Source organism: Phocaeicola intestinalis (assembly GCF_014837065.1).
Lineage (GTDB): Bacteria > Bacteroidota > Bacteroidia > Bacteroidales > Bacteroidaceae > Phocaeicola > Phocaeicola intestinalis.
Window position 1 is genome coordinate 24258 of the sequence record NZ_JACSPP010000037.1, and the last position, 14260, is coordinate 38517.

The 14260-nt window shown below is 42.7% G+C and carries 15 protein-coding genes; 3 read left to right on the forward strand and 12 right to left on the reverse strand.

The window, feature by feature from the left end:
* Positions 1 to 11: 11 nt before the first annotated feature.
* From H9625_RS11500 to H9625_RS11515, 4 genes are all read right to left on the reverse strand, one after another.
* Positions 12 to 1022, reverse strand: a complete 1011-nt coding sequence (locus H9625_RS11500; RefSeq protein WP_191764427.1) for a 6-bladed beta-propeller — start codon at positions 1020 to 1022, stop codon at positions 12 to 14.
* A gap of 149 nt (positions 1023 to 1171) precedes the next feature.
* Entirely contained in the window at positions 1172 to 2221 is a 1050-nt protein-coding gene (locus H9625_RS11505) for a 6-bladed beta-propeller (protein ID WP_191764429.1), read from the reverse strand.
* A 70-nt stretch (positions 2222 to 2291) separates the two neighbouring features.
* Positions 2292 to 2582 carry an NVEALA domain-containing protein gene (locus H9625_RS11510; RefSeq protein ID WP_022040482.1) on the reverse strand — a complete coding sequence of 97 codons (291 nt, stop codon included), beginning with the start codon at positions 2580 to 2582 and terminating at the stop codon, positions 2292 to 2294.
* A 208-nt stretch (positions 2583 to 2790) separates the two neighbouring features.
* The gene (locus H9625_RS11515) at positions 2791 to 3975 is read right to left on the reverse strand and encodes a 6-bladed beta-propeller (RefSeq protein ID WP_022040481.1); all 1185 of its coding nucleotides are present in this window, start codon (positions 3973 to 3975) and stop codon (positions 2791 to 2793) included.
* A 160-nt stretch (positions 3976 to 4135) separates the two neighbouring features.
* Between H9625_RS11515 and H9625_RS11520 the strand changes: the two genes are divergently transcribed.
* Positions 4136 to 5314 (forward strand): IS4 family transposase, encoded by a 1179-nt coding sequence (locus tag H9625_RS11520; protein WP_191764431.1) that lies wholly within the window; start codon positions 4136 to 4138, stop codon positions 5312 to 5314.
* Positions 5315 to 5316: 2 nt separating this feature from the next.
* On the opposite strand, the gene H9625_RS11525 is transcribed toward H9625_RS11520, so the two are convergent.
* The 6 genes from H9625_RS11525 to H9625_RS11550 all read right to left on the reverse strand — a co-directional run bounded on the left by H9625_RS11525 (position 5317) and on the right by H9625_RS11550 (position 8716).
* Positions 5317 to 6414: a BF3164 family lipoprotein gene (locus tag H9625_RS11525; protein WP_022040661.1), complete on the reverse strand. Its 1098-nt coding sequence runs from the start codon at positions 6412 to 6414 to the stop codon at positions 5317 to 5319.
* Between the two features lie 74 nt (positions 6415 to 6488).
* Entirely contained in the window at positions 6489 to 6737 is a 249-nt protein-coding gene (locus tag H9625_RS11530; protein WP_022040662.1) for an NVEALA domain-containing protein, read from the reverse strand.
* Between the two features lie 5 nt (positions 6738 to 6742).
* Positions 6743 to 6973, reverse strand: coding sequence for an NVEALA domain-containing protein (locus H9625_RS11535; protein ID WP_022040663.1), 231 nt, complete (start codon positions 6971 to 6973; stop codon positions 6743 to 6745).
* A gap of 21 nt (positions 6974 to 6994) precedes the next feature.
* Entirely contained in the window at positions 6995 to 7237 is a 243-nt protein-coding gene (locus H9625_RS11540; RefSeq protein WP_022040664.1) for an NVEALA domain-containing protein, read from the reverse strand.
* Positions 7238 to 7600: 363 nt separating this feature from the next.
* On the reverse strand, positions 7601 to 8476 hold the full coding sequence (locus tag H9625_RS11545) for a DUF1573 domain-containing protein (RefSeq protein ID WP_191764433.1): 876 nt from the start codon (positions 8474 to 8476) through the stop codon (positions 7601 to 7603).
* 3 nt (positions 8477 to 8479) lie between these two features.
* Positions 8480 to 8716 carry an NVEALA domain-containing protein gene (locus H9625_RS11550; protein WP_191764435.1) on the reverse strand — a complete coding sequence of 79 codons (237 nt, stop codon included), beginning with the start codon at positions 8714 to 8716 and terminating at the stop codon, positions 8480 to 8482.
* Between the two features lie 258 nt (positions 8717 to 8974).
* Here H9625_RS11550 and H9625_RS11555 point away from each other — a divergent pair, with 258 nt between their 5' ends.
* Positions 8975 to 9946: a winged helix-turn-helix domain-containing protein gene (locus H9625_RS11555; protein WP_191764437.1), complete on the forward strand. Its 972-nt coding sequence runs from the start codon at positions 8975 to 8977 to the stop codon at positions 9944 to 9946.
* A gap of 88 nt (positions 9947 to 10034) precedes the next feature.
* Here the strand turns inward: H9625_RS11555 and H9625_RS11560 are convergent, their stop codons facing one another.
* Positions 10035 to 11099, reverse strand: coding sequence for a BF3164 family lipoprotein (locus H9625_RS11560; RefSeq protein WP_191764438.1), 1065 nt, complete (start codon positions 11097 to 11099; stop codon positions 10035 to 10037).
* Positions 11100 to 11738: 639 nt separating this feature from the next.
* On the opposite strand from H9625_RS11560, the gene H9625_RS11565 reads away from it, so the two are divergent.
* Complete coding sequence (locus H9625_RS11565) at positions 11739 to 12581, forward strand: DUF3737 family protein (protein WP_013619161.1); 843 nt, start codon at positions 11739 to 11741, stop codon at positions 12579 to 12581.
* Between the two features lie 316 nt (positions 12582 to 12897).
* On the opposite strand, the gene H9625_RS11570 is transcribed toward H9625_RS11565, so the two are convergent.
* On the reverse strand, positions 12898 to 13692 hold the full coding sequence (locus tag H9625_RS11570) for a carboxymuconolactone decarboxylase family protein (protein WP_394354939.1): 795 nt from the start codon (positions 13690 to 13692) through the stop codon (positions 12898 to 12900).
* Positions 13693 to 14260: the final 568 nt, after the last annotated feature.

The window sequence follows — 14260 nt, forward strand, 5'->3', positions numbered from 1 at the left end:
AGGAAAACAAATCAATTGGTTCTTATTTTCAGCAGTTTTTCAGGTCCACCAAAAACAAGGCAACCGTCTTTCATGGCAACCAGAGCACCTAAAGAATCCAACGTATCCTTATCAACCTTAAACAATTTAGAGGATGAAAAGTCATCATGGCTGAACCGCAACACATAAAAATCTTCCTTACAGAAAAAAGAAACAGCCACATTGTCTCCATCCGAAAGCATGTTGGTGGAATAAATCTTTCCATCAGCTGCGATACTGCGCATCAAATCCAGCGGGTTCTCCTTGGTCATTCCCGAAAAGTCTGGCCACAAACCATGAAAATCCAGTTCGCAAAACACTTCGGCATGTCCGCCATAACATTTATAAATCCTCGGTTCTACAGCAGGCAAGTACAGGATGGTATCATTCGATACACCTACAAACACATTGTAGCTGGCAAACGTCACGTTTTCCACTTCGGAAGGAACCGGCAAGACCGCTTTCCTGTTGCCTCCTTCCACATAAACCAGCTTGTCCTTATTCGGGCCATACGCCACATTGCCACGGTCATACCATACACCGCCACCGGCACCGGACTCACAGAAGAAATGGTTCGCCTGAACCTCGGCATCGTCTTTATAGAGAAATGACAAGTTACGGTCCAAATAAATCCGCTGGGAGGTGGAATAGGTATCAAGGAGCACGACTCCTGAAGGTACGACATTGAAATCTACAATCCCGACAAATTCATCCGGGCCGTTTCCTCTCTTGGTATACGAATTTACAAGCACGCCTTCGGAATCATACATGTAAAGGCCGGGGTCTTTCCAAGAGTCCAGAATCAGTATCGAATCTCCCATCCACTCAACCTTGTTTATGTTACCGGGGAAATGGTTTGACAGGGAATCGTTCAGCATAAGTACGTTTATAGATGATGCCGCCTCCTTTAGCGGCAGGGCATCATCAAGATTCACTCGAATCATACTGGCTTCCACATCTGACTTTTTTTCTGTGCACGACACCATCATTAATGACATAATCATGCTGAACATACTAATTTTTAATAACTTCATATTTCATACAAATTTGTCGTTTCAACTTATCAAATGGAAAGAGAACATATACTTTCATTCTCTTTCCATCCCACTTTTTTAATACAATTCACCTATATAGTTCATGAATTGACTATCGTTTATTCATTCTTTAACGTAAACAGCAAAAGCATATTGCCATATCGTTCTTCTTCACCTTCCGACATATCATCCATCTCTTCATACGAACAAGAACCAATCAGGGTATCCCCTATCTGCCAACGGGGAAAGAAAGGGATTTTCCCATTGCTATCCACCACCATGCCAGTCTTCTGCACAGCCATGTCCGGTGAAGAACAAGCGTAATACCTTTTATCAGCATACAGAAAACTGTTTATCAGAGACGAACCGACCTTGAAAAATTCACAGGGCATGACATCCAATGCCCCTACGGCACCTGCCTGTGTTGCATCCCCCTGATAATTGGCATCCCCATAATCATAAGACACATAAGGAGACAAAAGGTGTGCGGCTGCATCCCAACGGTAAACCGTACGCCCGGAAGGCAAGACACAATATACATCGTCCTCCCCAGATTTCGAAAACAGCTTTGAACCAGTAAATCCGCTGTTCGACACTTCCGAAGCACCAAAAGAATCTACTATCTTGCCTGAATCGTTCACATAAACCACCTGACGCAACGTATCAGACACTGCCAGGTTATAGCACAGGAAACCATCGGACACCCGTACGAAATCCAAGGCAGGAAAACCAAGCCAGACCTTACGTTCAGCCTCCAACTCCTTATTATATACATACACCGAAAGCCCACCCATATCGAGCATATAAAGGCGGCATGAGTCTGAAGAAAGGGCTACCGGCTGTATGTACTCCAACGGACCGTTGCCACGCTGGCATATTTCCCGCTCCAAACGTCCTGTACGTCTGTCAAACTTCGCCATAGACAAAGTCACCTCATCCAGCACATACACCGAATTTCCGATGCCTGCAACATCTTTCACATTTGCCACATAGCCGGACGAATCCGAACGCAACGCCAGCACTTCCGTCCGGAACAACTCATTCAGTTCTTGCTTCTGTCCGGAAAAGTCCGTCACCTCAATCGTACGGACATCCGTTTCCTGATGGCTAGTATCTTTACAAGCCACCAGACAGAACAATACTCCTACATAAAACAGATTCCGTAACATAACGATTCTTTCACATTCATAATCTACGCCAATCAGGTATTAAAAGAGGTATTTCATTCAAACACCTATTTTAACTACAGCAATAGGAACAACCATGGGAATGATATACGCCTTTACCTATCGGACTCCAATAACTTGTCGCAGTACACTTCCCTGTTGAATTGCCATACTTATCAAAACATCTGATATGCATTGAACTATACCCTCCTTCTTCCATTGGATCTTCAATCATCGCCAACGCTTCCACATTGGCAAGAGCCAAGTCAGACATCACTTCTTTATCTTGAGCTTGGTAAGCCATTACTCCGGCGACTACAGCCAAAGCGGCTGCAAACGTGATTTTCAATATATTCTTTTTCATCTTTTGCTAATTTTTTATGTTATTGTTGTTTTTCATTGATACCTGCGAAGCCGCAAATCACCGATTTGCGAATCTTCTGTTTTCTTCTTAACTTTGCAACGGGTCAATTCTCCTTTCTATTTTAGGGTTTGACTGGAGTGGGAACATACAGGTTGTCTTCCAAATACACGCTGTATCGTTTCCACTCTACAATTATACATCCAAGCACTCACTTCAACCTGTATTTGATAATTATCGGATTATCATCTTCTTTTATGCTATTAATCTTGTCCAAATTATCTGCATCCAACAAGTGTTTGTCTATATACCTGTCTATTTCGTACGGATGCATAATTGAATAAAGCTGCTTGCCGTTTAAATGTAAGCAAAAATTAAGACTGGGGTTCTGCTTGTTCGAATGCAATATAATCCGCCCTGACATCCTGTCGTATATAACAGTTTCCCTGCCGCCATTCCTCATTATATAAAAATACAGATACGAATCATCCATCATTTTAATGACCGGAACAGGGTAATCGGAACGGAGAAGATAATCATTTATTTTCTCCATATTTTGAACGGTTTTCTTCAAGCTCTTTTCACTGGTCTTTTTGTCCGACACATCGCCAAAACGTTCTTCCATTTCCTCTTTCCGTACATCTTTTCCACCAAACGAATAGGTGATATATTTATTCAATTGCCGGTTCTCACCAATATTGTATATCGTATAATCCAAACACAAGGGCAAGAAATACAACCGGTCATTCATCTGTACAAAAGGGTTATAATTCATAGTCAACGTACAGACAAAATCATCAATATAAACTTCGGTTGAAGCTATCTCTTGCCTGGAATAATCACAAAAACAAATTACGGCATCTTTCTCTCCAAGCATGGTTGGCAATAAAATATACGAAATGTCATCTAATGGATAAAAACGTGAAAACGTATGGATATTCCCATTTTTCAAATCCTTCTTACCTTGAAATTGGAAGGACAAGTCATACGCATATATAATACCGAACGGATTCAGGATTTCGATGTGCTTGGTATAAGGGTTGTAAACAGCGTCTGTCAATATGGTATATTCATTCGGCCCATTTCCTCTACATGCTTTTGAATTGGAAATGTACCTGCCGTCCGCTGAAAATAAATATACTGTCTGTTTTTTATCTATAATAAGATAAACGCCTATTTCATCGTAAAACGCTATTTTATGAAATTGGTCAATAAGACAAGTGCTGTCTGTTTCAAGCGGCACCACTTCAATAGCGTCAACGAAAGCATTCATCGGTAAATCCTCATTGTCAAGATAATCTATATCAGTAACATCACGGTCGTCGGACGCCTTTTCCACACACGAGAAAAACATTACTGAAAATACGGTTATCAAAAACAGGTTTACTATCTTCATAAAAACAAGCATTTATACTTTTTGTTCTAATATTATTAGTGGTGCGATAAAAACCACCTCACTGTAGTTAAATGATTAATTTTTAATCAAATATAAGCGTTCATTGATTTTTTGATTTGAAAATGATTTATTAGTCCTGTAGTTTCAACACATCAGGATTATGAATCAAGGTAAGTTTGTATTTTCCCAAGTTGTCGAGTATATACCGCGTTATCAGTTTGATAAACTCGTAAAGCAATATAAAGGAGATTGGCATACCAAAAATCTCAGCAGTTACAATCACCTCCTTCATCTGCTTTTCGGACAGTTGACAGGATGTGATTCTCTGAGGGATATTTGTCTATGCCTCGAAGCCCATAACAAGACGCTTTATCATCTCGGTTTTCGTAAGGCCGTGAGCCATACCTCACTTTCTCGTGCAAACGAAAGTAGGGATTATCGCATTTTTGAAGGGCTGGGTCTTTATTTGATTGCCACGGTCAGACCGATGTACTCAAATATCCAATTGTCTCAAATTACCATTGATAACGTGATATATGCGCTTGATTCCACGACCATATCAACCAGTATAAAGCTTGCAACGTGGGCTTTGGGGAAATACAGCAAAGGAGCTGTCAAGATGCACACCCTGTTGGATTTGAGAGGTGGCATACCTGCTAATATCCATATCACGGACGGCAAGTGGCATGACAGCAACGAACTTGATGCACTGACACCGGAGCCTTATGCTTTCTACGTGATGGATAAGGCCTATGTTGACTTTAAAGCGCTTTTCAGATTTCATCAGGCTCAGGCATTTTGGGTATCACGTCCAAAAGAGAACATGAAATTCGAGACTGTCGAGCAGATGGATATTTCCGATGTCAAGTCTGGCGTACTGGAAGATTCCCGTATAAGGGTAACGGGATATAACTCAAGCAAGCTGTATCCCGAAGACATGAGATTTGTCCGCGTCTATGACCCTGACAATGACACTATTGTGGACTTTATATCCAATAACTTTGAAGTCAGTGCCTTGGAAATATCCAACCTGTACCGCCATCGATGGGATATAGAGGTATTCTTCAAGTGGATTAAACAGAACATTACCGTAAAGACTCTATGGGGATATTCGGAAAATGCTGTCAAAATCCATCTTTGGGCTGCCATCATATCGTATCTGACACTAGCAAGAATAAAGGTTGCCTGCAACAGCCCATATTCAATCACCGAGGTAGCTACCCTGATTAGAATATCCGCGTTGGAAAGAACAGACCTGCGGTCGTTGATAACCAAGCTAGACTCATCAATCATTTCAAACCAAAATGTCAAAGAACTCTCGTTATTTGATGATATTTAAAACTAATGCGATTTTATCGCACCAGTAGTATTATCATCTATTGAAAAACGAAGCAATTCTGTTTCACCTTTCTCCGCTATGGCATAAATGATTTTATCCTGATCATCCACACAAAAATTCTTTATTGGATAATCCAATTCAAACTTGAAATCTGGCTTGCCATCCCATTTGATACGATAAATGCTATTCCCTTGAAAAGCTTCCAGTTTTGAATCAGCGAAACTTTTTCCGGAATATAACAAATATATGTAAGAGTCTGTTGCATAAGCCGCTAAAAAAGCCTGTTTACAATGGGCACTTACCGGTGCAGAAAATTCATTTTCATTCTCCTCCGGCCTATATTCCGGATATCCTCCTGCAAAATGATAGGTTTCTTCTATCTTGACACTATCAACCGAATAAATGGAAAATATAGGTGCTGACCGGACTGCATAAACTAATTTATCCAACGAAGGATTCATACATAAAGTACCTTGATAGGCCATGCCACGCAAACGGTTGGATATGGAACGTTCTTGTTGGTCTCGATAAGGATATTCTCCCCAATAGGCAACCGCGCCATGCGGGTCGGTCAAGGTTAACATATTGTTATCATAAAAGCCCATCCCTACAAAAGAATTAAAACGGGTAGCATATACTTTAGTGCTAAGCAAACTGTCTTTCTTCACTAAAGAATATTCTTCAATCCCTCTTTTTATATCATGCAGATTGACTTGAACCAATTCATGCTTAAAACAATCATAAATCCCCAGCAAAGAATCCGAAGGCATTCTGGCTAAAGAAAATACTTGCAAGAATTCATTTCCCCCCTGACCTTTCCGGCCAAATGACCATATTCTGCCGTCTTCATGACGCAAATCAATCATTGTAAAAAGAGAATCTGCTATATTATCATAAATCACAAGATTTGAATCCACACAATGCATCAAAAAAGGCTGCCCTAACATAAGCCTTTCCGTAAACAATTGCCGACCTTTTAATTGTTTTACAACAAATGACTTATCAAACTCTTGCATCGACACATCATCTTGCTGCTGACAAGCAGTGATTAAAAATATTTCAACAACTAATGCTACTATTACAAATCTTAATTTAACCATAATTTTCATCTTTTAATTAAGGGACTTTCTGCAAACTTGCTCGTTCTATAGAAAGTCCCACTATTCACTACATCCTATGAATAATGAATGTAACGATCACCTATACAACCGCCCCAACCCCAAAATTTACAAAAATCAAGGGTTTGCGTAAAACAACCACTACAATCATTCCCTACTTCATAAGAAGCCAAAGCTTCCACATTATCCAATGCTATGTCTGACAAAAAAACACGTTGCGACATAAATGATTGATAAATGCCAAATCCACCACAAATAAACATTATCAATCCAATAATAATCACTTTATACTTTCTACTGTCCATAACTTTTAAAAATATTGACGATAACCAGTCAAGAAAAAGCCACCTGAATATGCTACACACATTCGAAAATCCGAAGCACAAAATGGACCTACAATAATTTCTCCCTGTGCCAATGCTTCTACATTACTCAAAGACAAATCAGACAACTTTTCTTTGTTTTGTGCATTATAAGACAAAAATCCAACAGTCGCAACAAAAGCTATTGAAAAGGACATTTTTAATACAAACTTTTTCATATACATCATTATTTTATATCATTATACATATTGATAATAATTATCGCCTATACAGCCACCCCAACCCCAAAATTTACAAAATTCAAGAGTTGTGGTATAACAACCATTACAATCACCTCCCGATTCATTACTAGCCAACGCTTCCACATTATCCAGTGTTAAGTCGGACAATGTTTCCGCTTTCTGCGAATGACTATAAGCAGTATAACCTGCTGCTACGGCTACTGCCGCAATAAAAGTCAGTTTTACTACTTTCTTTATCATAATGATTTTATTTTTTACGTTCTGTTTTTATTTTTCTAAACTCTCAACCTGCGAAGCCGCAAATCACCGATTTGCGAATCTCCTGTTTTCTTCTTAACTTTGCAACGGTTTAACCTCCTTTCTATTTTAGGGTTTGACTGGAGTGGAGACATACAGGTTTCCTTGCACGAACTCCGTTCCGTTTCCACTCCTTTTATATAAAATCTCTTTATCTTTTGCACAAATAGCAATAATTATATTGTAGGGGCGTATCGCATACGCCCTGAAAACATACACGTGGATTACTGGACGCATTCAGGCGTATGCGATACGCCCCTACAACGAATGGAAGAAACCCAATTGTCAATTGTCCATTGTCAATTATCAATTGCTTACCGCTTCTCCCGTTACAATAATGCGCAACGGAGCGTCCGCCGCGTTGCAATACACGTCTACCGTCTTGCGGAAATGACCAGCCTCATCCGCCTCGTAAATGATAAGCAAAGTGGTTTCCTCGCCCGGACGCAAAGGACGCTGGCTGTACTCCACACGCGTGCAACCGCAAGAAGTATCCACCCCGTGTATCACCAAAGGAGCATCACCCGTGTTTCTCAGCGTCACCTTCCGCTCTTTCTTCTCCCCCATCGGGAAAGAACAGAACTGCACTTCACGCTCGCTTAACGAAGCAACGGTCTGCACCGTTTCTGCCGAAGCGGAACGCTTGCCGCCGATAATGTTCAGGTAAAGTTCCTTCACCTGCGGATTATGGACGGGATTGCCGATGGCTACCACCCGGTTGTCCTTATCGAGCAGGAAAGTCTGCAGAGCCATCTCCGAAGGGAAACGGTTCACGCGGTTGAAAGCATCCTCACGGTCGAAACACACCGGATAAGTAAAAGCATCACGGCGAGTCAGATAGGTTAACTCGCGTGCATCTTTCGGATGGAAAAAGAATACATAAGACAGCTTTTCCTTTCCGAACAACGAATCGGTCTCCTCTATCAACTGTTTCCACTTGGGCAGCTGCAGCTTGCAGCTGGCACAACCCAGGGAATCGACATACGTCACAATGCGGTAAGGAGCAGCCTGCCAGCGGAAATCTACCGTGTCCCTGCCTTGTACCGTAAACACCGCTTGCGCAGGAAAGGCGATTTCCTTCCCGTCCCATTCCTGCACCAGACGCGTCAGGCGTTCTTTATCGGATTCCTGGCAGGCTGCCTGCAGACACATCATCAGCAACAAAAAAGCAATCTGCTTCATAAATTAATGTTTCCACAGGGAATAAAAATCAACCATATATACCTTATCATCCGTATAAGGGCAAACTACACTACCTGACCCCTGACAATCCGAACCGTTTTCCCAATTTTCTTCAACGGCTAAAGCCTCTACATTCTCAAATAACAAGTCGCTTGATGTTTCAGACTTTCCTTGGCTTTGCCAAAAGAAACCCATACCTGCACAGCAAACAACCACTGCGCTCAAAATCACTTTTTTCATTGTTTTGCTTTCCATCATTTAACAGTTTAGAATTACATTACGTTTTTTTTAATTCGGCGCAAAGATGGGAAAAACTGCAGAAAGAAGGAAAAATGCAATCTAAAATTTACATGAAATTTTACATACAATTCATTTACAAACACTTACAAAACACATTCGGATGATTTTCAGATTAATTTTAGGTAGAAAAAATAGTATATCATCATGCTGTTACCTCTTTTTTTACTAATTTTGCAGACACATTCTAACCCTACAATCATGGACAAGCTGAAAAAGAAATACATATTAATTCTCGCACTGACTATCATCTGCACAGTTGCAACAGGAGGATGCATCTATTTCAACCTATGTACCGCCAATCAGAAGATTGCACAAAAAGCAGACCATGCCTTGTTGTCAGCCTTATATACAGACTTTTACCAACGGCTTCTTGCTGGAGGAATACATACAAACCAGACCAAAAATGTTCCGAAAAAAAGAATTAAGACCTATCGGACCATGACCGAAAGAGGAGACACAACGTATGTCTTCGAAGACAGCATAGACATTGACACTGCCAAATTCATTATCAAGCAACACCACATGGCATACTACAAGCCTATCCATCCTGACAAGTTAAACGACTTGTTTCAAGACGAACTCGCCAAGAATGACATCGGAGGAGAATCAGGCATTGTATATATCTACAAAGGAAAAGCGACTTACAGCAACAACGACTCGATATCACCCTCAAAAGCCACTTATTGTACACCACTACAATACATCGATTATCCGCCTTCCATACAAATCCAAGCATGGGCAGATTATGGCATACTTTCTGTATGGAATCATCTCAACGCATTTCTGTCCCTACTGATTGCCTTATGCCTGATTGGCATTGCAGCATTGGGAAGGTGGTTTTATAAATTGCACAAAGCGTGTAAGATAAAAGCCAAGCTCAACAGCCGCATACAATGCGATGAAATCAAACAAACCTGCACCATCGAAGGAACAGTCTACTCATTGGTCCCGCAAGACTTGAAACTGCTGAAAATGTTTATACAGGCAGAAAACCAGTATCTCTCGCGGGAAACAATCAAGCAGGCTTTTTGGAAAAACAGCTCCTATGAAAGTGCAAATTCCAATCTCAACACGCATATCAACAGATTGCGCCAAATACTCAAACTACACGAAGGCTATGACCTGATTACCCATAAAGGGAAAGGGTACACCTTGGTAATGCCTGAGTGATGCGGCTTCCCCTAAAAACAAAAACAGAGACACAAAGGCACAGAATTTTTGTTTTCTGTGTCATTTGTGTTCCCAATGGACCATACCCTCAATCTAACCGGTAACGGAACAAACCATTATCGGTATTGACATCGGTAGCCCAAAGAAGATGACGTGCCTCGTCGACATAAATGCCCGACAAAGGACGGTCGAACACATAACGCCGCAACAAGTTGCCTTCGCGGCTGAACACCCGTAGGGATGTGCCTCCCTGCTTACCCATGCCTGCCGACTGTGCTATCTCCTTGAACGTGGTACCGTCGTAAAGCGCATAGATGCAACTGTCGGTAACCTGCACGTCCCAATATCCCATACAGCCGGAAGGGATGCCATAGCCCTCAGGAGTCACCTGAAAGACCGGCTCACCATCCGTACCTACCACATGGGCTTCGGCACGCATCCCGCTACCCACCGCATACGTATCGAGCACATCACCCAACTGGGTGACCGCAACCACACGCTTGCCAGCACGGTCGATGGCAAGAAACGAACGCCATGCCTGTGCCACGGCAGGAGCATTTTTGTGCAACGTAGCGGTATCACTCAAAGAAATCATCGCTGCCTTCCGCAAAAGATGCCCGTCGTAACCGGCTATGCAGAAACGTGCTTCGCCCAAATAGTCAGGTATCAGCAAGGTAGAATCGGGCAAGGGCAAAAAGTCTAACGGCATAGGCACATCCTCGGTAAAGGCAATCACCCGGCGCAAACGCGGCACGGAACGGGCATCCAATCCCTCGTATACGGCAAGCTTACGTCCGCTCATATCCAATACGCCCAAGCTGTTCTTATCAATGAACCGCGCCATACTGGCAGATACGATTTCTTCAGGACCTTCGCCTTTCGGTGCAAAGGAAGCGATAAAATGGAAACCGGGATAAGTGAAGAGATGGCAAAAGCAGCTGTCGGCATTCAAATCGAAAATAACGGCTACACTGTCTTCTACACAAACACGGTAGGGATATTGCATCCATACACTCTCTGTCAGGGCTACCTGTTCCCCTTTCAAGCTGTCGGCAGGCACCGGTTCGCCCCCTGCCTTGCCTGCCTGGGTACAGCCGGTAAACATGCCTGCAAGTACCAGCCATAAACTTAATGCATAAACTATTCTTTTCATTACAATAAAATTAATGTCAATCCGGAATCAATATCGTTTCCACTCCTTATTTCACAAACGACACCGGGAAGACAGTTCATCATAAAGACGTACCTGAGCCACCTCTTCCCTGTCTGTCCGCAAAGATACATATATTTATCCATAAACATCCAATAAAATACATACATCTATGCACTCATGCAAATACGAAACCGGCAAAAAGGCTATGACCCATTATCCATAAAGGAAAAGGATATACTTAGAGGCTGTTTCAGAAACTGTTTTGAATTTCTCCGATAAGTTTGTTTCAGCAGATGCGAATCAATGTATGATTAAAAGGCTCAGTATCTGTCTCAGGCTGTCTTACTTTTACGTTCTCCATATCAAAACCGTACGGTTTCCATATCGAAAACGTACGGTTTCCAATTGGAGAACGTACGGTTTTGATATGGAAACCATAAAAGGATGCTCTCTGGATTGATAATACAACCCGATTAGAGACTTAAACTTTGCGTGGTATGAAATTGTGCATGGTATCATATCAAAATTCTCTGTCCTTTCTGTAATCGAGGTAGTATCATCTGTAATTCATTTACAAAAGAATGGGAAGAATGTTGTAATTTTGCACCCGAAGAAAAACAACCAAATAACAAATATACTATGCAGCTGATTAAAGACAAAGAATTCGGGGGCGAACGCCCGCTGTTCGCCTCGCACGACCTTCACTTGGATAACGTGACCATCCGCGAAGGAGAATCGGGCATCAAAGAGTGCAGCAACATCGTAGCAACCAATTGCCGTTTCGAGGGGAATTATCCGTTCTGGCACGTACACGGCTTTACCATTGACAATTGTTACTTTGCCGTAGGCGGACGCTCGGCATTGTGGTATTCCGACCATTTAATCATGAAAGATACCGTAATCGACGCCCCGAAAATGTTCCGTGAAATGAACGACATTGAGATAGAAAACGTACAGATGAACGATGCCGACGAAGTGTTCTGGCGGTGCAACCGCATCCGCGTGAAGAACCTCCGCCTGCACGACGGTACCTATCCGTTCATGTTCAGCAACGATATTTATGTGGACGGGCTGGAAAGCGACAGCAAGTATGTATTCCAATACGTGAAAAACGTGGAAATCCATAACGCGAAGATTACGACGAAGGACGCTTTCTGGGAAGTGGAGAACGTAACGATTTACGATTCGGAACTGAACGGTGAGTATCTGGGCTGGCACTCGAAGAACCTGCGCCTGGTTAATTGCCACATCTCCGGCGAACAGCCTTTGTGTTATGCCGAAGATCTGGTGCTGGAGAACTGTACTTTCGACCCGTCCTGCGACCGCGCCTTCGAATATTCTACCCTGAACGCCGACATCCGCGGGGCGATCACCAACATCAAGAACCCGATGTCAGGACGCATCATAGCAGACAGTATCGGCTCCATCACACTGGATGAAAACATCAAAGCTCCAGCCGATTGCGTGATAGAAACAAGGTAATGAAGAATTTTCACCACAGATTACACAGATTGATAAAATCATGTCCTCCGTATAATGGAATAATTATTTTTTTAGAAGCTGTTTTGAATTTATCGTGCGATGATTTGGGATGAGTTTTTGTAGAGACGCAAAATCTTGCGTCTTTACTATGGGAAGATAGCGGGCTATCTGACGAAGAACAGAAGCGGAAAGGACCAAAAAATCGCCCAAAGCACACACGAAAACGAACACATCAAGCCAAGAAAAACTTTTTGGAGAAATTCAAAACAGCTTCTTAATCTGCGTAATCTGTGGTGAAAAATGAGAATCGCGTTTTTTATTTCAGCTTATCGTATTCCTCGTCCGTAACAGGTTCCAGCCATTCATTGGAAGTGTTTTCTCCGGGAACTTCGAAAGCGAGGTGTGCAAACCAACTGTCGGCTGCCGCTCCATGCCAGTGTTTTACATTCGCCGGGATGTGTATCACATCGCCCGGAAGCATCTGTACGGCAGGCTTTCCTTCTTCCTGATACCAGCCGCGTCCGGCTACACAAACCAACATCTGACCACCTCCCTTCGTGGCATGATGAATGTGCCAGTTGTTACGGCAGCGCGGCTCGAAGGTCACATTCGAGAAAGGAACTTGTTCACCCGATACACGGGCAAGATAACTGTTTCCGATAAAATACTGTGCGTATGCCGTATTGGGCTCGCCGATAGGGAAAATCATTTCGCGCTGGAAAGCTGCCTTTCCGTTATCGTCCGCCACATCTTCCGCCCATACGTCTTTCGCCAGACGGAAAGCCCCCCATGCATTGGGCCATCCGGCATAGAAAGCCACGTGGGTCAACAGTTCGGAAATCTCGGTACGGGTCACGCCGTTGCTCTTGGCAAACTGCAAATGATGTGTAAGTGAAGAGTCGATAATGCCTTTTCCTACCAGTGTAGCAATTGTAATCATGCTGCGGTCGTGCGGACTCAGCCCGGGACGGTTCCATACTTCGCCGAAAAGGACGTCATCGTTCACCTTTGCAAATTCGGGGGCAAATTCTCCCAACTGCACACGTCCGGCAGTCTGTGTAATCTTTTCTTGTGCCATAGTCATTTGAATATTAGTTGTTGATACAAGCATCCCCAAAAGGATGACTTTCCTGATGTTCAGTTGAATAGATTTCATAGGAGTCAAGATTTTTATGATTATTACTTGATACAAAAATACCCCCTTTCCCCGATATACCGCCTAACCAAATCACAGATGATTGTACCAGATTTACAGAAATCTATGGAATATTCAAAAAATTGCATGAACGTTTTTTACTTTTATTACTTTGCCGGGTCTTATAAGCAGAACGTCCGCTCAAACGAGCTTACGAACGGGAACGGACAACATGAATGTATAACTTAAAACATTGAACAGTATGAGACTAACTAGAAAACTGGGAATGGCGATAATGGCAATAATGGCATTGACTGCAAGTTCCTGCGTCACATTGCATAGACACCGCCCCCAAAGAAAAGCGTAAAGAAGCAATGGAAAAGCTGATAACAGACATTGCGGCTGTGCTGACTTCCGACCAGCAGGTGCTTTACAAACAACTGCAAGAGGAAGCCGCAGCCGAAAGAAAAAAACATACGCGCAAAAACTGAGTGATTGCCACCTCTGGACGCTGACATTGCCTTGGCTGGACGGAGGAAAATCG